The following is a 25,054-nucleotide window of genomic DNA, read 5'->3' on the forward strand; positions in this document are numbered from 1 at the left end:
AAAAATAACGATGATCCTCAAAAAAAAACCAAAAAAGATCTGTTTTTTCTCTTGACTATAATATAGCTGACTTTCCGTGGCCGGGCGGCAGCCGTATATGGTTTGATCGGTTACAACTACTGCCCGACCTGTCGAAAGGCAAGAGAGTATTGTCGTTAGAGGCCATATAACTGTTGAAAGTCGCAGAGTCAGAGTCTGATTTGTCAATATGGCGGTTAGTTTCGTTACAACAGCAGAGAGATTTGTCGTAAGAGCGGGTTTTATTGTTGCTAGTTCACTCAGAACTGTGGATACGCAAATGTCATAATTCAAAAGTGGCTTACCAAAATAAAAAAGACCCCTATCCAAGGGATCTTCAGATTATGCTTCTTCTGCTTCCTGCCAGTGTTCACTGCAGAAAGTTTGGATGAAGTTGATTTCATCGTCTTCGAGTTCGAAGTCGAGGACGTTGTCTGTGTTGCGTTCCATGAGGTCGTATTTCAGGAATTTTTCTTCTCCGTCTTCTACTTTATAGAGGGCTTTTACGACAACGCCGTTTTCCATGAAAAGTTCATCATCTTCCTCGACGTCGATTTCAATCATAAATTCGTAACGGTCTCCGGTTAAAATGCCGAATGGATCGTTTATTTTTTCCACTGTATAAGCGGTAATGTTCATCATTTGTATTCCTGCCTTTCCTTTACTATAGTTTCAGTATACATGAAACAGGTTATGGATTGTATGTGAGAGAGAAAACAGGAGGGATTTATGTGAAGCTGAAGGATAAAAAAGTGATTGCACTTGTCAGTGATGATTTTGAAGATTTGGAGTTGTGGGTTCCGGTCATGCGCCTGAGAGGTGAAGGAGCGGTTGTTCATCTTGTAGGTGAAAAAGCGGGTGAAACGTACAAGGGTAAGTATGGTGTTCCAGCTGAGAGTGATTACGCGTTTACAGATATTCACGTTCATGAATATGACGGGATTCTCGTTCCTGGCGGCTGGTCTCCGGATAAGCTGAGAAGATATCCTGAGGTGCTTGAGATGGTACGTCATATGAATCAGCACGAGAAAGTCATCGGTCAGATTTGTCACGCGGGCTGGGTGTTGATTTCCGCGGGTATTCTTGATGGTGTAAATGTGACGAGCACCCCAGGTATCAAGGATGATATGACAAATGCCGGTGCGATCTGGCATGATGAGGCTGTAGTTGTGGATGGACATATCGTTTCAAGCCGCCGTCCGCCGGATCTTCCTGAGTATGGAAATGCGCTGGTTGAGGCTTTTACAAATAAATAATTTGATTCAGGTGAAACCGGCACTTCATCAGAAGTGCCGGTTTCAATCATTTTAAGAGCTGAGGTAGACGGAGCGCTTTTTTCAGAAGCTTTGTTTCGATAGGATAAAGACATTTCCTGACTCATGCTGACAAACGCTCCTGTCGTCATCTATCCGGGACTTGTTAAAAGTATTACAGATATAACTTTGATATAATAAAGACAAGTGATGTCAAAGGAGTGAGTCTGTGGATTTTTCGGTTGATGGTTTAATTTTTCTGATGGCCGCAATGTTAATCATTGGAGTTGTAGCCACTAAGTTTTCCTCGCGTTTAGGTATGCCCTCTCTTGTTCTCTTCTTAATGGCAGGTATGCTGCTTAGTGAATTCATTTATTTTGAGAATACTGAATTTGTCCAGCTTGTCGGGATTCTCGCTCTTATTGTTATTTTATTTGAAGGTGGTACACAGACTCAGTGGCAAAGTATCCGGCCTGTCATTGGTCCGTCAGCCTCTCTTGCAACACTTGGCGTATTAATTACGTCAGGGATTGTGGGGGTCGCTGCGGTTGTGATCCTGGATCTTAGCTGGCTTGAAGGTTTGCTGTTAGGTGCCATTGTTGGTTCCACGGATGCGGCAGCTGTCTTTTCTGTATTGGGCACAAAAAATATTAAAGAGCGTTTAACGTCAACGCTTGAGGCAGAGTCGGGAACAAACGACCCGATGGCGGTTTTTTTAACGATCATGTTTATTGAACTCATCCAGTTCCCTGATACCTCAGTTTTTTCATTGTTTGGCGGATTTGTCATGCAGATGTCAATCGGACTTGTAGCAGGATTGATACTTGGAAGAATCACAGCCGTTGTCATCAACAAAATCAATCTGGATGCATCAGGGTTGTATCCTGTCCTTGCGCTGTCTTTTGCCATTTTTACATATGCAGGGACCACTTTTATAAACGGAAGTGGACTGCTTGCGGTTTATGTGATGGCTGTTATGGTAGGGAATCATGACTTAACTTATCGTCATTCTATCCTCCGTTTCAATGAAGGTTTTGCCTGGATGATGCAAATCGTCATGTTTATTTTGCTGGGTCTTCTTGTTTTTCCAAATCAACTGCTTGACGTGATCTGGCAGGGCATTTTATTATCGCTTATTCTGATGATTATTGCCCGCCCGGTTGGCGTTTTTCTCAGTATGATTGGTATGAAGTATTCAGTGAAGGAAAAAGTTTTTATTTCATGGGCCGGATTAAAGGGAGCGGTACCGATCGTACTTGCCACCTATCCAATTGTAGCTGGAATAGAAAATGCGCTGCTGATTTTTAATACGGTCTTTTTCGTTGTTCTAACCTCAGCGCTGATTCAGGGTGGAACGTTATCGTGGCTGGGTAATAAACTCGGTCTCTCCGGTGAAGAAGTAGCACCGAGTCCTTACAGTCTGGAACTCGTTTCTCTTGGAAAAACTGAATCGGAAATGGTGGAGCTCACAATCCCTAAGGATTCTGCTGTAGCAGGGTATCAGCTTGTAGATATTACGCTGCCCAAACATACACTGATTACGGCGATTATACGAAATCAGAAAATCCTGACACCAACAGGGAATACGAGAATTAAAGAAGGGGATACGCTGTATGTCCTTACACGCAAAAAAACGAGAGATTTGGTTAAAGTAAGGTTTTATCAAAAAAGAATTCCTCCAGTAAAACCGGAACAGGAATTAGAAAAGTCAGACTCAGGCACATGAGTCTGACTTTTTAATGCTTAATTCTCCGAAATATTCAAAAAATATGGTAAAGTAACGGTATCTATTTCGAGAATCAAATTAGTTGGAAGGACGTAGCGCTATGACTAAAATCACTTCATTTTTAACCCCTTACCGGATTGCCATTATCATTGCGCTATCCTTAATGCTGACAGAGCTTGCAGTCGAACTCGTTCAACCTTTATTAATTTCCTACATTATCGACCAGGGCATTCAGCAGAATGATCTTGGTGCCGTTATGTTCTGGGGAGGAATTCTGGTAGCCTGTTCGCTGGCTGCCTTTGCAGCAGGTGTCACGAATTCTTTTTATTCCTCACACGTCAGTCAGAGCTTTGGATTTGATATTAGAGAAGCCCTGTATAAAAAAGTGCAGGCGTTCTCGTTTTCAAATTTCAGTGTCTTCCCGACTTCTTCACTCATTACCAGACTGACAAACGATGTCACGATGCTTCAGAATACAGTGTTTATGAGCTTGCGTATTATGATGAGAGCTCCACTTCTGGTGATCGGAAGTGTCATTATGGCACTATTGGTGAATCCATTTCTGGCGCTCGTACTGGTGATATCCGTTCCTGTCCTTGTCTTATTTTTGATTGTGGTGATGAGTAAGGCAGGGAACTTGTTTAAATCAGTACAGGCACGTCTGGACCACGTTAATAATGTGATGCAGGAAAATTTGATTGGAATACGGCTTATTAAAGCTTTTTTGCGTGGAAAACATGAGATCAAGCGATTCAGACAATCCAGCGAACAGCTGATGGAAAAGACGGTTTCAGCTTTGAGACTGATCGAAGTCACGATGCCGGTCATTTTATTACTGATGAATTTAAGTATTCTCGTGATTCTGTGGTATGGAAGTATCGAGGTACAGACGAATGGGGCGACAGTGGGAGAAGTCGTTGCAATCGTCAACTATGCGACCCGGATGACAGGGGCACTGTCGATCGTCACGATGATTATTATGGTGTTTTCCCGTGCAAAAGCATCGAGTGAGCGTATTACCGAAGTGTTGAATACGGATATTGATCTGGCAGATCATGAGACCAGTCATTCTTTTGCAATCAAAAACGGAAAAATCGAATTCCGGAATGTTGATTTTGTCTATCCGGAAACGTCCGTAAAAGTACTGGACCAGCTTTCTTTTAAGGTGAATCCGGGAGAAAGGATATCGATTTTAGGCGGAACAGGTTCTGGTAAATCAACGATATTTCAGCTGATTCCCAGACTATATGATGTAACCGGCGGGGAAATTAGAATAGATGATCAGCCGATTTTTGATATTACATTAAAAGATTTACGCAGTCAGATTGGATTTGTTCCACAGGAAGCAATGCTGTTTACAGGGACGATTGCAGAAAATATCCGCTGGGGAAATGAGCATGCTACGTTTGAAGAAGTGCAGGAAGCGGCTAAACGTGCGCAAATCCATGAAACGATCATGGGATTGCCGAAACAGTATGACACCGTTCTCGGTCAAAAAGGTGTGAATCTCTCAGGTGGTCAGAAGCAGCGGCTTTCCATCGCCCGTGCTCTTGTTAAAAAACCGGTTATTTTACTGCTGGATGATAGTACGAGCGCGCTGGATATGAAGACTGAAGCGAAGTTGCTTGAAGCATTGGCAGAATATAATTGCACAACGATCATGATTACGCAGAAAATCAGTACAACCATTGCCTCTGACCGAATTCTGCTGATTGATGACGGCAGATTAATCGCTGAAGGTTCACATGAAGAACTGCTTGAAACATCTGATCTGTATCAGAAAATTGTTCAATCCCAGATTGGAACGGAGGTGGGCTCAGGTGCTAAAGGAAATCGTTAGACCTTTTCAATATAAACGCCGCCGTTTGAGTGAGATTGATGCATCAGGTGCTAAGAGTCAAAAGAAAAAAGCTGATGATTTCGGCGGAACATTAAAGAAAATCTGGCACTACCTTGCGATGAGCAAAGGGAAGCTCAGTCTTGTTTTGTTCATGGTTCTGATCAGTTCAGCGATGTCACTGCTTGGCCCTTATCTTGTCGGGATGGGCATCGATGATTTTATCGTAACCGGTGACTCAGGAGGATTAGTTCAGCTGATCATTGTGCTGGCTGTCGTTTATGTCGTTTATTCGCTAAGTATGTGGTTCCAGGCCATGTGGATGGTACGGATCGCACAGCAGACCGTATTTACGATGAGAACACAGCTTTTTGAGCACCTTCAGAAGCTGCCAATCCCTTTTTTCGATAAACGTCAGCACGGGGAACTGATGAGCCGTGTGACGAATGATATGGAAAATGTGAGTTCGACGTTAAACAGTTCTGTGATCCAGATTGTATCGAGCGTGCTCACACTCGTCGGAACAATCGGCGTGATGCTTTATTTAAGTCCGCTGCTGACGCTGATTACGGTACTGGTCATTCCTGCTATGTTTCTTGGGTTGAAATGGATTACCAATCGGACAGGCCGTCTGTTTAAAGAACAGCAGCGAAACCTTGGAGACATGAACGGTTATATTCAGGAAACGTTGTCCGGTCAGAAAATCATTAAGACTTTTTCACAGGAAGACCGCGTGATCGAACAGTTTGAGGAGAAAAATGAAAAGCTCAGACTTGCGGGCTTCTGGGCACAGACATTTTCGGGGTTTATACCAAAGCTGATGAACTTTTTAAATAATCTCAGCTTTGCTGTCATTGCATTGGTAGGAGGAGTACTTGCCTTAAGAGGTGATATTTCTATCGGGGTCATCGTGATCTTCGTTGAGTATTCAAGACAGTTTACCCGTCCGCTGAATGATCTGGCTAACCAGTTCAATACGCTTTTATCCGCTGTAGCAGGAGCTGAACGTGTGTTTGATATTATGAATGAGGATGAAGAACGTAAGGATGAGAAAGATGCTGTAAACATCGATAAGATTTCAGGATACGTGTCTTTCGAAAACGTTATGTTCTCTTATGAAGAAGATGAAACAATTTTAAATCAGGTGTCCTTTCAGGCTAAACCTGGAGAAATGATTGCACTCGTTGGACCAACTGGAGCAGGGAAAACAACGATTATCAACCTGTTATCAAGATTTTATAATCCTACCGGAGGAGAAATTCGTATAGATGGCAAAGAGCTTTCTATGATCAAACGCTCCAGTTTGAGAAGTCATATGGCATTTGTGCTTCAGGATTCCATTCTTTTTCAAGGGACCATTCGCGAAAATATCCGCTATGGCCGTTTGACTGCAACGGATGAGGAAGTGGAGAAAGCGGCACTACTTGCGAATGCTGACAGCTTTATCCGCAAAATGCCTGAAGGCTACGATACGGTGTTGAAGGCAGATGGGGAAGGTATCAGTCAGGGACAAAGACAGCTTCTGGCCATTGCCCGTGCCATGCTTGCGGACCCGGACCTGCTGATATTAGATGAAGCGACCAGCAGCATTGACACAGTGACAGAAATTAAGATTCAGGAAGCGCTTGAGGTGCTGATGAAGGGCAGGACGAGTTTTGTTATTGCTCACCGGTTAAATACGATTCAGCGTGCTGACCAGATTCTGGTGCTGAATAACGGGCAGCTGATTGAGCGTGGTAATCACGAGGAGCTGATGAAGCGTAATGGGTTTTATGCGGATCTTCAGAAGAATCAGCTGAAGGAGCAGCTTGCGCTTTGATTTGAAAAGAGCTAATTTGAAAACCGTGCCGGGTCATTCCTTCGCTTTCTTTTGTGTCCAGCTACGACGGGCAGGGACTAGCAAACTTCCCGTCCTCTCGTACGATAAGTCAACATCAGCTCACTTCGTTCGCTGTGTTTCCTTTATCTTCGTCGAGGACAGTCCAGTTTGTACGTCCCTAAACGCCCGCCTCCGCTTTTCTGTGGCCGCGCGGTGAGCCAGCTGTGCTGCGCACATCTGTCTCACCTGTCGCTTCACTGCCGCAGGAGTCTACGGAATGACCCGGCACTTTTTTATTCTTTCTAAAGTGTATAGTATCTTTTAATCAGAATCGTGCCGGGAACATCCTCCGCTTTACGTGACCGCGTGGTGAGCCACAGAAGTCTGCGGATGTCCCCGGCACGGTTTTGTACGAAAGTCAAACATATAAAATGATATTGATCAGACTGTGCGTAATTTCTCCGGGAATGATACAATTAACCGTATCGAAATGAACGGAGAGTGGAAAGAGATGTTAGAACTTACGCAAAAGAAATGGGAAGAAGCCGGGTTTACTGATATGACGGCTGTCCAAAAACAGGTCATCCCATTATTAAAAGAAAGAAAAGATGTCATTGCTGAATCACCGACTGGAACGGGGAAAACACTCGCTTATGTGCTTCCTCTGATAGAAAATCTAAATGGTTCACAAAAGCTGCCTCAGGCGATTATTTTAGCGCCATCGAAGGAGTTATCCATGCAGATCCTTGATGTTCTTCAGCAGTGGGGAAAGGATGCTGGGTTGAAAGCTGCTTCGATCATTGGTGGAGCGAATCCGAAAAGGCAGCTTGAGAAATTAAAGAAGCAGCCTCATGTGATTGTTGGGACGCCTGGGCGTATACATGAACTTATTAAACAGAAAAAGCTGAAAATGCATGAAGTGAAAACGATCGTTCTTGATGAAGCGGATCAGCTATTTTTACCGGAGCATCGGGATGAAATCGGTCAGATCGTAAAAAGTACAATGGCTGATCAAAGGCAGCTTGCCATGTTTTCGGCAACGCTCTCTGAGGACATTGTGAAACATGGACAAGAAATTATGAATGATCCTGAGGTGGTTCGCGTTGGAAGAGAAGAAGTGAACCAGGGCAAGGTACGCCATCAGTTTATGGTGTGTGAAGCCCGTGAAAAAGTGGATATGATCAGACGAATGGTCCGTATGGATGCCATGAAGAAGGAAAAATCATTGGCGTTTATGCAGGAAGTGCTTGATGTGATGACGGCTGCTGAAAAGCTTAATTATAAGAATCTTGAAATTGCTGTACTTCACAGCGATTTATCAAAAGAAGAGCGTGCTGCATCGATGAGGAAATTCAGGAAAGGCGAGCTTCCATTGCTGTTAGCTACTGATGTGGCTACGCGCGGACTCGATATCCAGGATGTTACGTATGTGATTCACATGGATGCTGCTGAGAATCTTGACCAATATATTCACCGCTCAGGACGTACAGGAAGAGCCGGGGCTGAGGGGACGGTTTTAAGTTTCGTCACTCCTGGTGAAATTAAAAAGCTCCGCAGATTTGCAAAGGAATTGAATGTTGAGCTTGAGGAAGTCACAATGTATCGCGGGAAGTGGGTTTATCAAAAAAATAATGAATCATGACCGGAAAGAGATATAGTACGGTTTTAATTTATGGGTTATCTCATTTGAAGAAATGAGTTTATAACTAATCTGCTGCGTGCACTCCTCATGTGAGCACGCAGTTTTTTTATTTCATTCAGGATCGAGCATTCATTAGTTTAAATTAATACCGATATTAGTTCAGTAAATAACGCGCGTTTTTAATAAAATACATCAATTCCTTTTATTTGTAGCCGCTTTGATTTGACTTTTACCGATTAAAAGTTGACAATTTGAGAAGATGCTAGAAATAAAGGGTCGATGATTAAGAGATCGGAAGGCGTGAGCAAAATGGAATTGTCCACAGCAAAGTTTACTGAAGCACTGCTGAATGGGGATCAGGATGCATGCTGGTCCATGGTTCAGGAATGTGTGAACGCAGGTCAGACGACAGAACATATCTATTATCACGTGATGACACCAGCCATGGTTGAAATTGGAAGGCTGTGGCAGGAAAATGAGATCTCTGTGGCAGATGAACATCTGGCTACAACGACATGTGATTTTACAATGTCGCGTTATAAACATGAAGTTTTACTGCCGAGAATTCAGGATCAGAGACAGGATGAGGGCCGTGCGCTGTTCTTTTGTGTAGAGCAGGAGGAGCACGATCTTGGGATCCGGATGATCGCACAGATTTTTGAGGAGAAAGGCTATCTCGTCCGCATGATGGGAGCCAATCTTCCAGTTGAATATGCGCTGTCCATGGCCGTGAACTGGGAACCGGATGTAATGGGGATGTCTGCAAGTATGATTAGTCAGGGAGAGAAGGTGCCATCCTATATTCAGCGCTTGATGGAGCGTTTTCCAAATGTTGAATTGCTGGTTGGCGGACGTTTTCTCATTCACCCTGAGCTTGCGTTACAGAATGTCCCTGAGAATAGAGTGACAATCATTAAGGATGGCGAGGGACTAACATCCTGGCTTGCCAGCCGAAACAGAAAGGAAGAGTAACTTGATCACACTTGATACGATGCCTCTTCCAGCTTTTAAAATGTCACAGGATTTAATAATTTTAGAAGCTTCCGAGGATGCCAGACAGCTTTTTGGCCACTCTGCATCATTTTTAGACTGGGTAGATCGGGAAAGTCGTGGCAAAGCACAGAAGTTTATGACTAAGCAGTACGACGAGAAGGTTGAACTAAACCTCGTCACGACAGATGGTATTATCTCTTCTTATATTCTGCATATAAAGTGGGATGGGGAAGAGGGGACGGTATTAATGCAGCAGCAGGATCAGATGATGATGAAGCTGATGCAATCTGTAAATGAGCATCGGAGAAGACTTGAGGAAAGTGATATGGAGCTTATTTTAAAAAAGAATGAGCTTGAAGTATCTCTGACAAGAATTCAGGAACTGTCAACAGCAGTGATTCATCTTACCCCTCATGTGGTTCTGATTCCGATGTTTGGTGATCTTAATATTGAACTCATTCTCGCGAATAAAGACCGCATACTAAAGCAGCTTTATGATGAGCAGATTGACGAGATGATCATTGATCTTCAGTCTGTCGGGAAGATCACGGAGGATGGCGTCGAGGAGTTCAGCCTGCTGTTAAAGAATTGTTCACTGCTTGGAGCCACTTGTACAATCACCGGTATTAAGCCGGAGCATGTGCCGCAGCTCCACCAGAAAGATATTGCAGGCAAAGTCATGTTTATCAATAGTTTAAAAGACACATTAACAAGAATTGTTTCATAAAATAGAGGAACTGAAGCTGACATTTTGGCTTCAGTTTTTTTAGTAGCAGTTTATCGTGAAAAAGTTCATCAGTTATCGAGTGTATTGGAGGCTGGAATGTAAAAATCTTTAGATGATCAAAAAAATATTCCATTCCCTCTTTACTCTTCTGTACAAGGGGAGTAAACTATCTCTCAGAATACATGAAAACCGCTTAATCCTGAAAAGCAGGAGCGGGGGAACCGGCGTGCCTTGTGCACATGGGGTGAAGTCTAAATGACAGGGAACTCTTAATCCCTAACCCGTCAGCTAACCTCGCAGGCGATTAAGAGAACTGACTTGTGTGAAAGCAGCCAACCACAGGAATGTCCTCCTTGTGGTTTTTTGTATGCCATCATACAGGAGAAAGAAGGATCAGCATGAAAAAACAATTTGCAGTATTGGGTCTTGGGAGCTTCGGGGGCCACCTTGTTGAAGAGTTCCATGAGATTGGAGCAGAAGTATTTGCGATGGACCGCAATGAAGAGCTCGTTGATAAATATGTAAATCTTGCTACCCACGTTGTACATGGGGACGCACAGGATGAACAGCTGCTTTTACGCGCAGGAATCCGGAATTTTGATCTGGTTGTTGTCTCGTTTGGTGAAAATATTGAGGCCAGTATTTTAACGACCATTATTCTGAGTGATCTTGGTGTGAAAGAGATCTGGGTAAAGGCATCCAGTATTTATCATCAGAAGGTGCTTGAAAAAATCGGAGCAACCCGGGTAATCCGTCCTGAAAAAGAAATGGCCAGAAGAATTGCGCATCGTCTGACTTCTAATCATTTTATTGATTATGTAGAGCTGTCAGAGGAACATTCGATGGTTGAAATTAAAGCAACAAAAAAAATAGTTGGGAAATCTATTGCCCAACTGAATATAAGAAACCGGTTCGGCTGTAATATCGTCGGGATTTACCGTTCACACGATATGATTGTTTCTCCGAGCGGGGATGACCGGATCGAAGAAGGAGACGTCTTAATTGTAATCGGTGAAAACAGAAAGCTTCACCGTTTTGAAAAGCAGGGGGTGTAGGTGATGAAGAAAAAGCTATTTCAAAACCCCCCGCTTTTTCTAATTACATTGTTTTTAACCGGCATTCTTCTGGGAGGCGCGGCCTTGAAGATTCCTGCAGCAACGGTTACACCGATCAGCTGGCAGGATGCTTTTTTTACTGCCGTTTCTGCGATGACGGTAACAGGACTTGCCGTCGTAGATACCGGGACCGTATACACGATGCTTGGACAGACGATCATCATGATCCTGATTCAGGTTGGAGGACTTGGGATCATGACATTTGCGGTCATTGTTTTTCTGATGCTTGGGAGAAAGATTGGTTTTAAGGAAAGGCTGATTATTCAGCAGGCATTAAATCAGAATGCAGTAGGTGGGATTATCCGCCTTGCTATCCAGCTGATGATCTATTCGATTCTGATTGAGCTGTTTGCTGTTATGCTTCTATCGACCGTATGGGTACCTGAAATGGGCTGGAAAGACGGCTTGTTTTTCAGTTTATTTCACGCAGTTTCTGCATTTAACAATGCGGGATTCGGGCTGTTAAGCGACAGTCTCGTTTCATATGTCGGTAACCCTATGGTGAACCTTGTTATATCAGCTTTATTTATTTTTGGTGGTATTGGTTTTACGGTTCTGGTTGATCTGTTCCGGTCTTCATCCATTCGCAGATGGAGCCTGCATACGAAGCTGATGGTATCTGGAACACTCGTCATTAATACCTTTGCGATGATTTATATCTTTTTTAATGAATTCGCCAATCCGGCAACGCTTGGTTCACTCGAGCTGGATGAGAAGATTTGGGCAGCTTACTTTCAGGCGGTCAGTCCGAGAACGGCTGGTTTTAATTCCATTGACATTGCAGCCATGGATGACTCGAGCCTGCTCTTTATCATCATTTTAATGTTTATTGGAGCAGGAAGTGCTTCAACCGGTGGAGGTATTAAGCTGACAACCTTTATTGTGATTCTGCTTGCAACTGTTGCATTCTTCCGACGGAATACTGAGATTCATATGTTTGATCGTGAAATCCGCCAGGAAATTATTTTTAAGTCTTTGGCGATTGCGATGAGCAGTGTCTTGTTTATCATTGCAGCATTGAGTATCATGACGCATACAGAGGACGGTGCAGACTTCCTGCCAATCGTCTTTGAAACAGTTTCTGCTTTTGGAACGGTTGGTTTATCCATGGGACTGACGCCTGAATTATCAGATATGGGGAAATACGTTATTATGACGGTTATGTTCATCGGGAAGATCGGTCCATTGACACTATTCTTCTCCATTGCCAAACCGGATCAGCGTAAAATTAAGTATCCGAAAGCAGACGTACTTGCGGGTTAAAGCATCAGTGTTAGAAAGTGAATACAAAAAAAGCTGGAAACGCCATGTGCGTCTTTCAGCTTTTTATTTTTGTTTAAAGCGCTCGCCAGAAATTTCCGCAATCCCAAGTTCGCCACTGAATGGCACAAGCATTTGCTTTAAATGGTCCGGTTCTGAATCCGGGTTTAGCCATTGGTCAAACTGATCCGGCGAAAGAATGACAGGCATGCGGTCGTGAATTTTGCTCATGGTACTATTTGGCTCTGTCGTGATAATGGTACAGCTTCTGATCAGATCATTTTTTTCATTGCGCCATGATTCCCAGAGGCCTGCAAATGTCAATGGATCACCGCTCAAAAGTTTAATTTCATAAGGCTGTTTGTATCCTTCCTCTGTTTTCTTCCATTCATAAAAGGAGCTCGCTGGAATTAAGCAGCGTTTAGACCGGAAAGCTTTGCGAAAGCTCGGCTTATCCGCCACTGTTTCTGCACGGGCGTTAAATGTTTTGTAGCCGATTTTTTCATCTTTAGCGAAAGGTGGAATAAGTCCCCATCGAAATGCAGCAGGGTATCTCTTACCTTCCACTTTTACAATCGCAGTTATTTGATTGCTTGGGGATAGGTTGAGATGAGTGTGAAGGTCAAAGTCTTCTCTCATATGAAATTGATAATACTCTTTTAAATCTTCGAGCGCTTCGGTTAAAGAAAATCGTCCACACAAAGAAATCGCCTCCCTGTTTTATATCATCATCGTAACAAATAATAAAAACATTGCGAAGATAGAGAAGATTTAATCTTATTTCCTTTTACAGGAAAAGAGTTGATTTATTTCGCATTACGAATAATAATGAGTGAGTGTCATTTTTACATATCTAGGAGGGTATTCAATTATGAAGAAATTTTGGTTAGTATCTGCTCTTGCTGCAGCACTTATGCTTGCTGCATGCTCAGAGGAAACAGAAGAATCAGCTGGTAATGCTGATACATCAGAGGAAACAACAGAAGAAACGGGTGCAGAAACGTCTCAAGAATCTTCAGAGCCTGCATTATACGTTTTAGAGGATGAAGTGCAGGCAGGTGACCTGACGATGACGGCTGTCAGTGCGGGTGTAACTGATCAGATTGATGAAACAAATCGCGTATATGAAATCAGCTTCAGTGTGACAAATAATGGTGATGAAGAAGCTGTGATTACAGGGGATCAGTTCCGTTTAACGGATCTTGCAGATGAAGAAAAGCCTGCTTATGGTGATCCGGTTGAATGGACAGTACCTGCAGGTGAAACGGTTGAAGGGTCACTTCAGTTTGAGGCATCTGCCACTACAGCCTTTAAGCTGTTCGGTACTCTTGGAGATGAGGAAGTTGAGTGGAGGCTTCCAGGAATTACTTCGCTTGATTAATGGATCAATCCTTACAATTTGCGGAACAGTCAGTTTAATCGCGGTTCTGCTGTTGACAGAAGGTGCTTTAGTCTAGTAGAGTTATCGTAATTAACTAAATAGTGTGGATTCTTATCAAGAGAGGTGGAGGGACAAGGCCCTGCGAAACCTCAGCAACCATCACAAAAGTGAAAAGGTGCTAAATCCATCCCGCATTTATGACGGGGAAGATAAGGAGAGTTGTTCCGTTTTCAAACACAGGTCTTCTTATTCAAGTGATAAGAAGGCCTTTTTGTATAGACAACCTTGATAAGATCCACGAATACGGAAGGGGAAGTAAAATGACGATATTAGATGAAATGAAAAATCGCATCCTGATTGGTGACGGTGCAATGGGTACCCTCCTGTATTCGTATGGAACGGATCAGTGCTATGAGGAATTGAATCTTTCGCAGGCTGAACATATCCAGAAAATCCATCGTGCTTATATTGATGCGGGTGCGGATATTATTCAGACGAATACGTACGGAGCAAACTACCACAAGCTAGAGCGATATGGACTCGAGGAACAGGTAAGGGAAATCAATACGGCTGCAGTGAGAAATGCGAAGAAGGCTGCAGGTAAAGACACTTTTGTTCTCGGCACTTCAGGAGGAATACGCAGCTTTCGCCCACAATCGATTGAACTGAACGAAATTAAGCGAACCTTCAGAGAACAGCTGTATTGTTTACTGTTAGAAGGAGTAGACGGACTGTTATTTGAGACGTATTACGACCTGGAGGAATTGTCAGCTGTGCTTGACATTGCGAGAAAGGAAACGGACCTTCCGCTTATCACTCAAATCTCGGTTCAGGAGCCAGGCGTGATGCAAAACGGAACGTCGGTGGCTGAAGCGCTGTTGCGTCTTGAGCAGGCCGGGGCTGATGTAGTCGGATTAAATTGCAGACAGGGACCTTTTCATATGCTGAAGTCTCTCGAGCAGGTTCCATTACCTGAACGTGCTTATTTATCCTGTTACCCAAATGCAAGCCTTCCATCTTATACAGATGGTGCGCTTCAATATAGTAACAACGCCGCCTACTTCAGGGAAATTGCACCTTCGTTCAGAGAGCAGGGCGTGCGTTTACTGGGTGGCTGCTGCGGAACAACGCCTGAGCATATCCGTTCCTTCAGTGATGCGTTAAGTGGATTAGAGCCGGTCAGTGAAAAAATCATTGCGCAGCCGGCTGAACCAATCATCGTCAGGGACCGGGAAAAAGAGCTGCCTGAACCATTAACCGATATCGTAAACCGGAGAAAATCAGTGATCGTGGAACTCGATCCGCCTAAAAAACTGTCAACCGATTCATTTATGGAAGGCGCAAAAGCGTTGAGCGAGGCTGGCGCTGATGCTGTTACCCTTGCCGATAATTCACTGGCAAGTCCACGCGTATCCAATGAATCCCTGGGCTATTTGATTAAGCAGCAGGGTGTCAGACCGCTCGTTCATTTAACATGCCGGGACCGCAATCTGATCGGCCTTCAGTCTCATCTGATGGGACTTCATACGCTTGGTTTACATGATATTCTTGCGGTCACGGGAGATCCGACAAAGGTGGGGGATTTTCCGGGTGCGGCATCTGTTTATGATGTGTCTTCATTTGAACTGATCGAAATGATTGCCCAGTTGAATAAGGGAATGTCGATGTCCGGTAAGGATCTTGGAGAAAAAGCATCCTTTACCATCGGGGCTGCCTTTAATCCGAATGTCCGGAGTGTGGAACGGGCTGTACAGCGTCTGGAAAAGAAAATCGACGCAGGAGCAGATTACTTTATGAGTCAGCCGGTCTTTTCAGAGGAGAAGCTGATTGAAACAGCGGAAGCCGTGAAGGATCTTGGAAAACCTGTGTATATTGGCCTGATGCCTTTAACAAGTAGCAAAAACGCAGACTTCCTGCACAATGAAGTGCCTGGCATTAAATTAACGGATCAGGTACGGGAACGGATGGCTGCTGTATCAGGTGACAGGGAAAAGTCACATAGAGAAGGAATTGCCATTACCAAATCGCTGATTGATACAGCACTTGATTTATTTAACGGAATTTATTTAATCACGCCGTTTATGCGTTACGAGATAACGGCTGAATTAACGAGATATGCCAATGAACAGGCAGCAAAACGCGCCGGGGGGAATCAGTATGTCACAAACAAACTTCACTAAACAGCTGGAAAAACGCATTCTCATTATGGATGGTGCGATGGGAACGATGCTTCAGGAAGCGAACCTCACTGCAGATGATTTTGGAGGGGAAGCGCTTGAAGGATGTAACGAAAACCTGAACAGAACCCGTCCGGATGTGATAGAAGGCATACATGATGCTTACTTTGAAGCAGGAGCTGACATTGTGGAAACTAACACTTTCGGCAGTATGAGTGTCGTGCTGGAAGAATACGATCTTGCCTCCGATGCTTATGAATTGAGCCGGCTTGGAACTGAAATTGCGAAAAAGTCAGCTGACAGATGGTCGACTGCTGAAAGACCGCGTTTCGTAGCCGGTGCAATGGGACCGACGACAAAAACGCTCAGTGTTACCGGAGGTGCAACATTTGAAAGCCTTCAGGCATCCTATGCAGAGCAGGCACGTGGACTGATTGATGGAGGTGCTGACCTTTTACTGATTGAGACGAGTCAGGATCTGTTAAATGTAAAAAGTGCTTACCTCGGTATACAGCAGGCATTTGAAGAGACTGGAAGAGAGTTACCGCTGATGATTTCCGGAACCATTGAACCAATGGGGACAACGCTTGCAGGTCAGACAATTGAATCATTCTACATCAGTGTTGAGCACATGAATCCGGTGTCAGTCGGACTGAACTGTGCAACCGGACCTGAATTCATGCAGGATCATATCCGTTCTTTATCGGACATCAACCAGTCTTACGTCAGCTGTTATCCGAACGCCGGTCTTCCCGATGAGGAAGGTGTGTACCATGAAACGCCTGAAACGCTTGCAAGAAAGCTGAAAGGATTTGCTGAAAAGGGTTGGCTGAATATTGTCGGCGGCTGTTGCGGCACGACACCTGCACACATTAAAGCCATTGCGGATGTCATGAAGGACTATGAACCTCGTAAGCAGAGACCTGAAAAGCATCACACCGTGTCAGGAATTGAGCCGCTTATTTATGATGATCCGTCTATGCGGCCTCTGATGATCGGGGAGCGGACAAACGTAATTGGATCAAGAAAGTTCAAGCGTCTCATTGCTGAAAAGAAAATCGAGGAAGCATCAGAAATTGCGCGTGCCCAGGTCAAAAAAGGTGCACACGTCATCGATATCTGTCTCGCTGATCCTGACCGTGACGAAGAAGAGGACATGGAAGCCTTCATGCAGGAGGTTGTAAAAAAGGTGAAGGTTCCCCTCGTGATTGATTCTACAGATGAAAAGGTAATAGAACGCGCGCTCAGGTATTCACAGGGGAAGTCTATTATTAACTCGATTAACTTAGAGGATGGACTCGAACGTTTTGATGCGGTCGTGCCACTCGCGAAAAAATACGGTGCTGCGCTTGTTGTTGGAACGATTGATGAGAAGGGGATGGGTGTCTCCGCGGAACGCAAGCTTGACATCGCAAAACGTTCTTATGACATTTTAACAAAAGACTATGGCGTTCATCCGACCGATATTATTTTTGACCCGCTCGTTTTCCCGGTTGGCACAGGTGATGAACAATATATAGGTTCAGCAAATGCAACAGTTGAAGGGATCCGTCAGATTAAAGAGGCATTCCCTCAGGTGCAGACCGTCCTCGGAATCAGTAACGTGTCATTCGGTCTGCCACCGGTTGGACGTGAAGTGCTGAATGCCGTGTATCTATATCACTGTACACTCGCAGGTCTGGATTATGCGATTGTAAATACAGAGAAGCTTGAACGGTTTGCGTCTATTGACCCTGACGAAGTGAAGATGGCTGAAGAACTGTTATTTAATACAACAGATGAATCACTCGCGGAATTTACCGCCTTTTACCGCGGTAAAAAGAAAGAAACGGCTTCAGGCTTGCCGGATATGCCGCTTGAGGAGAGACTTGCCTATTATGTTGTCGAAGGAACAAAGGAAGGGCTGCTGCCGGATCTGGAGCAGGCACTCGGTGAATACGATGAGCCCCTCTCGATCATTAACGGTCCTTTGATGACAGGGATGAAGGAGGTTGGCCGGCTGTTCAATGATAACCAGCTGATTGTCGCTGAAGTGCTGCAGAGTGCAGAAGTGATGAAAGCGGCTGTTGCTTATCTCGAACCGCACATGGAAGCATCTGATGATTCTTCCTCTAAAGGTAAGGTGCTCCTCGCGACTGTAAAAGGAGATGTGCATGACATCGGTAAAAACCTGGTGGAAATCATCTTAAGTAACAATGGTTACGATGTCGTTGATCTGGGCATTAAAGTAACCCCGCCGGAGCTGATCGAAGCCATTCGTCGTGAAAAGCCGGACATTGTCGGTCTCTCAGGTCTGCTTGTGAAGTCAGCACAGCAGATGGTGATTACAGCAGGAGACATGAAGCAGGAAGGCATGGAGATTCCGATACTGGTTGGCGGAGCGGCACTCTCACGTAAGTTCGTAGATACAAAGATCTCACAAAACTATGACGGACTCGTTTTATATGCCAAAGATGCGATGAATGGTCTGAGCCTTGCGAACCAGCTTCAGGACGAGTTGGAGCGTGCCAAGCTTGTAGAGGAGCGCGAGGCGAAAAAAGGAGCCATTGCGTCTGCTGCTCCTGCCCCTAAACGTGAAAGCAATGTCGGCGTACTCGAAAAGCCTGCTGTTGCACCTGCCCCGGTTTTTGTGCCGAATGATGTGCAAAGACATGTGATCAGTTCTTACTCTGTTTCACATGTTGAGGCCTATATTAATATGCAGATGCTGATCGGACACCATCTTGGCGTAAAAGGCAAAGTGTCACGCCTTTTAGCAGAAGGGGATGAAAAAACCATCAAGGTAAAAGAAACCGTTGATCAGCTGATTCAGGAAGTGAAAAAGGAAGGTTTGATTACACCTGCAGCTGTATATCAATTCTTTCCTGCTCAAAGTGATGGTGATGACGTCATTATTTATCATCCGGAAGAGGGGCATGAAATCGAACGGTTTACCTTCCCGAGACAGCCGAGAGCACCATACCTGTGCCTTGCTGACTATCTCCGCCCAAAAGATAGCGGAGAGATGGATTATGTCGGATTCTTCACTGTCACAGCCGGCAGGGGAATCAGGGAAAAGGCGCAGGAATATAAAGAACAGGGAAGATTTCTTGAAAGCCACGCACTTCAGGCGCTGGCTCTTGAAACAGCAGAGGGCTTTGCCGAGCTGCTTCATCAGCAGATGCGTGACCGCTGGGGCTTCCCGGATTCAGTTGATTTCACGATGCAGGAGCGTTTCAGCGCCAAGTATCAGGGACAGCGCTTCTCCTTTGGCTACCCGGCCTGTCCGGAGCTTGAGGATCAGGAAAAGCTGTTTAAACTGATCCAGCCGGAGGAAATCGGAGTCCAGCTGACTGACGGCTTCATGATGGAACCGGAAGCCAGCGTATCAGCCATAGTGTTTGCTCATCCGGATGCACGGTATTTTAATGTCCTATAAAAAGGTAAGGCTGCTCTCCCGGCCGTTTTCAGGCTGGGGAGCAGTTTTTAATTCATTCTTTCAAGATAAAGTTTAAAAGAATGGGAGGTTGACTGGATGAGCCGTGATTTTCCCCGCAACCCTTTGGAAAAAGAGGGGTTCCGTCTGATTTTTAATGATGACTTTAATCAAAGTGAGCTTGATCTGACAAAATGGCTGCCGTTTTATTTGCCACAGTGGAGCAGCCGTGAGCGTTCAAAAGCAAACTATCGTATAGAAAACAGTGAGCTGAAGCTTTTGATTACAGAAAATCAGCAGCCATGGTGTCCCGAGCTTAATGGAGAGATTAAAGTGAGTAACCTTCAAACCGGTGTTTATTCAGGCCCGCGTGGAAGTAAGCTTGGACAGCATCGCTTTTCTGAGCATTGCACTGTAAATGAGGAGCAGGCACCTGAGCATTTATTCATACCACAGTACGGCTATTTTGAAATTAGGGTGAAGGGACTTGCGACTGCTGAAAATGTATGTGCCTTCTGGATGATCGGGTTTGAGGATCATCCAGAGCGCTCTGCAGAAATTTGTCCATTTGAACTGAAAGGCTGGAATGTTAAAGAAAAAACGTGTATTTTGGGGTATGGCTTACGCGCTTTCAGTGATCCATTGATACAGGATGAATTTTTTGAACGTGAATTTGAATATGACCCTACTGATTACCACATATACGGTTTTGAGTGGTCTAAAAAAGGCGTATCTTTCTTCCTTGATAATCAGCTGATTCACCATTCCAGCCAGTCACCTTCCTACCCGATGCAAATGATGCTGAACATTTATGAAATACCGCAAAAGAACTCAGACGGAAAAAAGGAAAAGCACTATCCATATGAATTTTCTGTTGATTATGTACGTGGGTATCAAAGAATAGAATGAAGATCGAAAAAAACCGGTCACGGAGAAATCGTGATCGGTTTTTATTTGCCAATAAAATAAAATGGACGAGCTTACAATCATTTTAAAGTTCTTCAGGTTTTGCACTCGGAACCGAGACGAATGATTTTCTTTTTCTGAGAAGAGCGTGAATCGATAAGAGTTCAAAGTAAATATAGCTTTTGGCAGGAAGCTCTTCTTCATCCGTTTCGCCTTTTAGCGCGTTTCTGAGCATAGCAAGAGCAGCGGGATCAACGGGCTCCTGTTCGCCTGAACGGATAATCCGGTTATTCAGCTGGCTGACCAGTGTTCTGACAGCCTGTTTTTCATCAGCCGACCATTCCGGAATTTCATCAGTTGGAAGTGTTACGAGATTGGAAAGGTGGTAGGACAGCTGTCTTAACAAATAAATCTTCTTTTGATACATTTGTACTTCATTCATTTCCTCGCGTTTATAAGAATGATAATGCCATTCCTGAAGCTGATAACGGCAAAATGTCTCGGCACGGTCAAGCTGGCTCCTGAGCTCATTTGATGCCGATTCCAGATTAAGTGCTGAAGGCTTCTGATCAAGCAGTTCATTCATACGCTCTGTCAGTATTTTTGTTACATCTGACTGGGCGAGATATAAGAATTCAATGATCTGACTTTTGTATTTAGGAGGCATTAATACAAAATTTACGAGGGTGGACGTTAAAATACCGATTCCTGTCGTGCCAAGACGTTTGATGAATTCTAAAAGAAAATGATCATCCGCCCCGGGAATCATGGCAACCGCCGTTAGAGTAGCGACAAGCATACCTGCCTCAAGCTTCAGCTTATAGCAGATCCAGATCGTCAGTACCGCTGAGATTGTATATGTAATGGCGTGATCACCTAATAAAAAGGTTGCTAACATGGCAATGGATGCACCAATGGCCGAAGCCGGAAAACGGATCAGCCCTTTTTTGATCGAATCTGCGGCAGTCGGTTCAATTGTGACGATGGCTGTGATCACGGCAAAAACGACCGGAAGATTAAAAAGCTGACAAATCAGTGCTGTTAAAAAAACCGCGACACCAGTCTTGACGATTCTTCCGCCAATAAATCTTTGTTTAAGCCACTTCATGCCTCATTCACCCCTTTTTCTGCCATTTGAAGACGTGTCATAGTATAGCATAAAACTTAACACTGCGACCCCGATTCACATGACTTTTATCACGAAGTGCGATATACTGGTCGCAGATGCAATTTCCACAAGGGGAGCCCTTTCGGCTGAGAGTGAACAATCTGTTCAGACCCTTCGAACCTGTAAGTTAATGCTTACGCAGGAATGTGGATGGAAACGGACCGGAGTATGGTCCCGGGTTTCTATCCCCGGGACCATACTCTTTTTATTTTACAATGAAAGTGTCTGTTGAATTCCCCTCTGTGCGAGCTGCATCGATTTCGCAAAAGGAGGAAAAAGGAATGGAAAGAACAAAGCTTATATTTTTAATGGAAGTCGCGATTTTTTCAGGAATCGCTTTAATTCTTGACCGTTTTTCGTTCTCAATCTGGCCGCAGGGAGGTTCTATCAGCTTTGTGATGGTACCGATTATCCTGATGGCATTCAGATGGGGGTTAAAGGGAGGTCTGCTTTCAGGACTGCTTGTCGGGCTGCTGCAGACGTTATTCGGCGCATATATTGTGGACCCGGTCCAGTATGTGCTGGATTACCCGCTGGCATTTACCGTCATCGGACTGGCCGGTCTATTTGCGGGAGCTATTAAGCGGTCTCTGGATGAAGGGCAGATGAGAAAAGCGATTATCTATATTACACTTGGCGTATTTACTGGAGCGTTACTGCGATTTATGTGTCACTTTTTTGCAGGCTGGGTGTTCTTCGGATCAGGTGCTGAAGGCGTGCCGGCATGGCAATTTTCACTCGCATACAATGGATCCTATATGGGGCCTGCATTTATCCTGACAACGATTATCCTGGCAACACTGCTTGTCAGCGTGCCACGAGTGGCTACACAGTCACGGATGAGAAGTGCATAATCAGTTAAGAAAATAACGTTATATAATCAGAACAAGAGGGTGGACACAGTCACACCCTCTTTGTTTTTATCTAAACTAATAGAGAAGGCAATAGATGTTCATAAAATTATCCCGATCCGTCAGTTTTATCAGTGTCTGAAAGAGGAAAGGTATGATATAGTGAACCATTATAGCGCAAGGAGAGAATCGAATGATTGTTAAAAATGATCAGGAGCTTGAAGCTCTTAAAAAGATCGGTTCAATTGTCGCTGAAATCCGGGACGAAATGCGCGCAGCAACCAAACCCGGCGTGACGACAGAAGAGCTTGATCAAATAGGAAAACAAAAATTTGAACAATACGGCGCGATATCCGGTCCTAAAGGGGAATACAACTTTCCGGGTTATACATGCATCAGTGTAAATGATGAAGTCGCACACGGAATCCCGGGCAAACGTGTCATTCAGGACGGCGACCTTGTAAACATTGATGTATCAGGGTCACTCGACGGCTATTTCGCTGATACAGGTATCTCTTTTGTTGTTGGGGAAAACAAGCAGCTTGAAAAGCTTTGTAAAACAGCAGAAGATGCTTTTACACTTGCACTGAAAAAAGCAAAAGCAGGTTCAAAAAAGAGCCAGCTCGGCAAAACCGTTTCACGCGTAGCCCGTCAAAACGGTTTCACAGTCATCACGAACCTGACAGGGCACGGTGTAGGACGCTCACTGCATGAAGCGCCGGACCATATCCTGAACTATCATGATCCATGGGATAATGAATTGCTTAAAGAAGGTACAGTACTCGCTTTTGAACCGTTTATCTCATCAGGTGCTGATTATGTTGAGGAACAGGCAGACGGCTGGACTTACAAAACACCGGACGGCAGCCTCGTTGCACAAATCGAGCATACGATCGTGATTACGAAGGATGAGCCGATCATTATTACAAAAACTGATAACTAAAAAAACAGCGGACCTTGTTGAGGTTCGCTGTTTTTTCCTGTTGAAGTAATAAACTGAATCGTGAATGGTCATTTCTAGTCTTACCGTGCGGCTGCGGAAAAGCGTTCAGGCAGTATGTGCGTTAAAATCCAGTCTCCGTCTGTGAACCGTAAATAGTATTGTAGGTCAAATGACCCTATCCTACGAAAGATGCTCCGCATTTTGCGAACCTCTCCGAAAATCTCTCGAACCACCCACCGAATTTTGCGAAACATGATCAAAATCTCGTGAACCTTGACTGAAATCCTGCGAACCCTCTGGCTAGGCTCACCGCGCGGCGGCGTAAAGCAATGCTCCGGCACGACTGTTAGGATAATACGCTATTAAAAAAACAGCGGCCCTGTATATAGGCTCGCTGTTTTTCTTACTTCTTCATTTGTTCCTTCATATTGCGCCGCTGCTCCATAAAAATAGCTGCAGCCAGGATGAAAAACGATAAGGCAGTCGGCACGGAGATCCATGATGAAATGATCAGCATCACGAGTATGCCTGCACCACCCGGCGTTGGATTATTGGCAGCAATCGTATCCAGCTGTACCAAATAAAAAACTGCAACCCCGATCGCGAATAATAAAAACACCACATTTGTGATCCAGACCCACTTTAATCCGCGCTTACGACCATAAATGATTGAAATAATCATCAGAACAGGACCAACTAAAAGTGTAGCCAGAAACATGGCAAATACAAATTGTCCATCTTCCAAAACAATACCCTCATTTCATTTTCGATAAGGCTATCGTATCAGATTTGACGGCTGTCATCCAATCTATTTAAAGCTCAGCTTACGTGTACTGTAGCCTTTGTCCTTTTTCTTTTTGAATACAAAGAGTCCAATGAAGATGAGCGCTGCCAGTACATAAGCGGCAAAAACAACAATGGATGATTCACCTTCGTTTTGCACGCCAATACCGATAAAAGCCCAGACAAAGACGAGCGGATAAATCCAGTCGCGCTCTTTATAGCGGATGCCAAGTGCAATCAAGGTTGCCACAATCAGCAGCAGGACTGTCCAAAAAACAGAGCCGATGCCAAGTCCGCCATAACCTGCTTCATTTATCGTGTAAGCAATATTCGCAACGGTTGCCACACTGACCCAACCCATATAAACAGAGAAGGGCAGGCGGTCTAAAAATGTCGGATTACTGCGCTTAATCTGTCCGTAAATCAGAATGATGGAAACGAGTAAACTGATGATCACAAGGACAGAAAGTGGAAAGAATTCATAGTGCCAAAGCAGAATCCACGTAATATTAAACACACAGGATAATACAAACAGTGTGCTCGTTTTTGTGTAAATGTCGCGATTGCGCTGTGATTTCAATGCACCACGGAGCACCCAGATCGTTAACAGCGTATAAATCAGCCCCCAGATTGAGAACACATAGCCTGCAGGAGTGAAAAGTACATTCAGCCTGTTCGAAATTTCACCGGTTGTCTGGCCGTTGATCGGAATAATATTTGCCAGAGCATTAATCGTGATGACTGCAGCAAGCGCAATCAGATTGATCCAGAATCGTTTCATTTGATGACCTCCTCATCTGTTCCTTTATTCCCTTTTTCAATGAGGTTACCCTTCTTTCAGCAGATTGAACCGGTCGACAAAAAGATTATGGGGGAATCGGAAAATGGTTGTTGGAGGGATTGTATCGTGTTGGAGAGTTTATGAATCGAATGGGTATTTTATTGTACTGTTTGAACGTGTATATGTATTGGTTGAAAAGTTAATTGTATTGTTACGAGTTCAAGGTGTGGGTTTTGTTCTGTTCAAAATCAGAATTGTC

The 25,054-nt window shown here is 44.4% G+C and carries 20 protein-coding genes and 3 riboswitches; of the genes, 15 read left to right on the forward strand and 5 right to left on the reverse strand.

Going from position 1 to position 25,054, the window contains the following annotated elements; genetic code table 11:
* Nucleotides 1–360 precede the first annotated feature (360 nt).
* Nucleotides 361–660, reverse strand: coding sequence for a DUF6509 family protein (locus tag E2491_RS03960; protein WP_134373017.1), 300 nt, complete (start codon nt 658–660; stop codon nt 361–363).
* An 89-nt stretch (nt 661–749) separates the two neighbouring features.
* Between E2491_RS03960 and E2491_RS03965 the strand changes: the two genes are divergently transcribed.
* From E2491_RS03965 to E2491_RS04005, 9 genes are all read left to right on the forward strand, one after another.
* Nucleotides 750–1,274, forward strand: coding sequence for a type 1 glutamine amidotransferase domain-containing protein (locus E2491_RS03965; protein WP_134373020.1), 525 nt, complete (start codon nt 750–752; stop codon nt 1,272–1,274).
* 226 nt (nt 1,275–1,500) lie between these two features.
* Nucleotides 1,501–2,997, forward strand: coding sequence for a potassium/proton antiporter (locus E2491_RS03970; protein ID WP_134373023.1), 1,497 nt, complete (start codon nt 1,501–1,503; stop codon nt 2,995–2,997).
* Nucleotides 2,998–3,097: 100 nt separating this feature from the next.
* Nucleotides 3,098–4,837 carry an ABC transporter ATP-binding protein gene (locus E2491_RS03975; protein ID WP_134373026.1) on the forward strand — a complete coding sequence of 580 codons (1,740 nt, stop codon included), beginning with the start codon at nt 3,098–3,100 and terminating at the stop codon, nt 4,835–4,837.
* Nucleotides 4,818–6,653, forward strand: a complete 1,836-nt coding sequence (locus tag E2491_RS03980; RefSeq protein ID WP_134373029.1) for an ABC transporter ATP-binding protein — start codon at nt 4,818–4,820, stop codon at nt 6,651–6,653. Before E2491_RS03975 ends, E2491_RS03980 begins: the two co-directional genes overlap by 20 nt.
* A gap of 511 nt (nt 6,654–7,164) precedes the next feature.
* Entirely contained in the window at nt 7,165–8,295 is a 1,131-nt protein-coding gene (locus tag E2491_RS03985) for a DEAD/DEAH box helicase (protein WP_244093876.1), read from the forward strand.
* A gap of 309 nt (nt 8,296–8,604) precedes the next feature.
* On the forward strand, nt 8,605–9,267 hold the full coding sequence (locus E2491_RS03990; RefSeq protein ID WP_166805779.1) for a cobalamin B12-binding domain-containing protein: 663 nt from the start codon (nt 8,605–8,607) through the stop codon (nt 9,265–9,267).
* Nucleotide 9,268: 1 nt separating this feature from the next.
* On the forward strand, nt 9,269–10,015 hold the full coding sequence (locus tag E2491_RS03995) for an STAS domain-containing protein (RefSeq protein WP_134373035.1): 747 nt from the start codon (nt 9,269–9,271) through the stop codon (nt 10,013–10,015).
* 180 nt (nt 10,016–10,195) lie between these two features.
* A riboswitch (cyclic di-AMP (ydaO/yuaA leader) is annotated at nt 10,196–10,333 on the forward strand.
* 80 nt (nt 10,334–10,413) lie between these two features.
* Nucleotides 10,414–11,070 carry a potassium channel family protein gene (locus E2491_RS04000; protein WP_134373038.1) on the forward strand — a complete coding sequence of 219 codons (657 nt, stop codon included), beginning with the start codon at nt 10,414–10,416 and terminating at the stop codon, nt 11,068–11,070.
* Nucleotides 11,071–11,073: 3 nt separating this feature from the next.
* Nucleotides 11,074–12,393, forward strand: a complete 1,320-nt coding sequence (locus E2491_RS04005) for a TrkH family potassium uptake protein (protein ID WP_134373041.1) — start codon at nt 11,074–11,076, stop codon at nt 12,391–12,393.
* 63 nt (nt 12,394–12,456) lie between these two features.
* Here E2491_RS04005 and E2491_RS04010 read toward each other — a convergent pair whose 3' ends face one another.
* On the reverse strand, nt 12,457–13,092 hold the full coding sequence (locus tag E2491_RS04010) for an SOS response-associated peptidase (RefSeq protein WP_166805780.1): 636 nt from the start codon (nt 13,090–13,092) through the stop codon (nt 12,457–12,459).
* A 169-nt stretch (nt 13,093–13,261) separates the two neighbouring features.
* On the opposite strand from E2491_RS04010, the gene E2491_RS04015 reads away from it, so the two are divergent.
* The 4 genes from E2491_RS04015 (at nt 13,262) to E2491_RS04030 (ending at nt 20,272) form a co-directional block, all read left to right on the forward strand.
* Nucleotides 13,262–13,771 carry a DUF4352 domain-containing protein gene (locus E2491_RS04015; protein WP_134373047.1) on the forward strand — a complete coding sequence of 170 codons (510 nt, stop codon included), beginning with the start codon at nt 13,262–13,264 and terminating at the stop codon, nt 13,769–13,771.
* Between the two features lie 108 nt (nt 13,772–13,879).
* Nucleotides 13,880–13,987, forward strand: a riboswitch (SAM riboswitch).
* Nucleotides 13,988–14,091: 104 nt separating this feature from the next.
* A complete protein-coding gene (locus E2491_RS04020) occupies nt 14,092–15,951 on the forward strand; it encodes a bifunctional homocysteine S-methyltransferase/methylenetetrahydrofolate reductase (protein WP_134373050.1) in 1,860 nt (619 codons plus the stop codon).
* Nucleotides 15,929–19,366: a methionine synthase gene (metH, locus tag E2491_RS04025; protein WP_134373053.1), complete on the forward strand. Its 3,438-nt coding sequence runs from the start codon at nt 15,929–15,931 to the stop codon at nt 19,364–19,366. Before E2491_RS04020 ends, metH begins: the two co-directional genes overlap by 23 nt.
* 96 nt (nt 19,367–19,462) lie before the next feature.
* Entirely contained in the window at nt 19,463–20,272 is an 810-nt protein-coding gene (locus E2491_RS04030) for a glycoside hydrolase family 16 protein (protein ID WP_134373056.1), read from the forward strand.
* A gap of 82 nt (nt 20,273–20,354) precedes the next feature.
* Here E2491_RS04030 and E2491_RS04035 read toward each other — a convergent pair whose 3' ends face one another.
* A complete protein-coding gene (locus tag E2491_RS04035) occupies nt 20,355–21,377 on the reverse strand; it encodes an aromatic acid exporter family protein (protein WP_134373059.1) in 1,023 nt (340 codons plus the stop codon).
* Nucleotides 21,378–21,497: 120 nt separating this feature from the next.
* Nucleotides 21,498–21,599, forward strand: a riboswitch (TPP riboswitch).
* 119 nt (nt 21,600–21,718) lie between these two features.
* Between E2491_RS04035 and thiT the strand changes: the two genes are divergently transcribed.
* Nucleotides 21,719–22,291, forward strand: a complete 573-nt coding sequence (thiT, locus tag E2491_RS04040; protein WP_134373062.1) for an energy-coupled thiamine transporter ThiT — start codon at nt 21,719–21,721, stop codon at nt 22,289–22,291.
* A gap of 190 nt (nt 22,292–22,481) precedes the next feature.
* Nucleotides 22,482–23,231, forward strand: a complete 750-nt coding sequence (gene map, locus E2491_RS04045; RefSeq protein WP_134373065.1) for a type I methionyl aminopeptidase — start codon at nt 22,482–22,484, stop codon at nt 23,229–23,231.
* Between the two features lie 403 nt (nt 23,232–23,634).
* On the opposite strand, the gene E2491_RS04050 is transcribed toward map, so the two are convergent.
* On the reverse strand, nt 23,635–23,976 hold the full coding sequence (locus E2491_RS04050; protein WP_134373068.1) for a hypothetical protein: 342 nt from the start codon (nt 23,974–23,976) through the stop codon (nt 23,635–23,637).
* Nucleotides 23,977–24,039: 63 nt separating this feature from the next.
* On the reverse strand, nt 24,040–24,795 hold the full coding sequence (locus E2491_RS04055) for a TspO/MBR family protein (RefSeq protein WP_134373071.1): 756 nt from the start codon (nt 24,793–24,795) through the stop codon (nt 24,040–24,042).
* Between the last annotated feature and the right edge of the window lie 259 nt (nt 24,796–25,054).

It is taken from the genome of Jeotgalibacillus sp. R-1-5s-1 (genome assembly GCF_004405105.1).
Taxonomy (GTDB): domain Bacteria; phylum Bacillota; class Bacilli; order Bacillales; family Jeotgalibacillaceae; genus Jeotgalibacillus.

What these genes read in the sequence shown, in the direction of transcription:
- E2491_RS03960 (WP_134373017.1), bottom strand. Translation starts at nt 660, where the DNA reads ATGATGAACATTACCGCTTATACAGTGGAAAAAATAAACGATCCATTC.
- E2491_RS03975 (WP_134373026.1), top strand. Translation starts at nt 3,098, where the DNA reads ATGACTAAAATCACTTCATTTTTAACCCCTTACCGGATTGCCATTATC.
- E2491_RS03985 (WP_244093876.1), top strand. Translation starts at nt 7,165, where the DNA reads ATGTTAGAACTTACGCAAAAGAAATGGGAAGAAGCCGGGTTTACTGAT.
- E2491_RS03990 (WP_166805779.1), top strand. Translation starts at nt 8,605, where the DNA reads ATGGAATTGTCCACAGCAAAGTTTACTGAAGCACTGCTGAATGGGGAT.
- E2491_RS04000 (WP_134373038.1), top strand. Translation starts at nt 10,414, where the DNA reads ATGAAAAAACAATTTGCAGTATTGGGTCTTGGGAGCTTCGGGGGCCAC.
- E2491_RS04005 (WP_134373041.1), top strand. Translation starts at nt 11,074, where the DNA reads ATGAAGAAAAAGCTATTTCAAAACCCCCCGCTTTTTCTAATTACATTG.
- E2491_RS04015 (WP_134373047.1), top strand. Translation starts at nt 13,262, where the DNA reads ATGAAGAAATTTTGGTTAGTATCTGCTCTTGCTGCAGCACTTATGCTT.
- E2491_RS04020 (WP_134373050.1), top strand. Translation starts at nt 14,092, where the DNA reads ATGACGATATTAGATGAAATGAAAAATCGCATCCTGATTGGTGACGGT.
- metH (WP_134373053.1), top strand. Translation starts at nt 15,929, where the DNA reads ATGTCACAAACAAACTTCACTAAACAGCTGGAAAAACGCATTCTCATT.
- E2491_RS04030 (WP_134373056.1), top strand. Translation starts at nt 19,463, where the DNA reads ATGAGCCGTGATTTTCCCCGCAACCCTTTGGAAAAAGAGGGGTTCCGT.
- E2491_RS04035 (WP_134373059.1), bottom strand. Translation starts at nt 21,377, where the DNA reads ATGAAGTGGCTTAAACAAAGATTTATTGGCGGAAGAATCGTCAAGACT.
- thiT (WP_134373062.1), top strand. Translation starts at nt 21,719, where the DNA reads ATGGAAAGAACAAAGCTTATATTTTTAATGGAAGTCGCGATTTTTTCA.
- map (WP_134373065.1), top strand. Translation starts at nt 22,482, where the DNA reads ATGATTGTTAAAAATGATCAGGAGCTTGAAGCTCTTAAAAAGATCGGT.
- E2491_RS04055 (WP_134373071.1), bottom strand. Translation starts at nt 24,795, where the DNA reads ATGAAACGATTCTGGATCAATCTGATTGCGCTTGCTGCAGTCATCACG.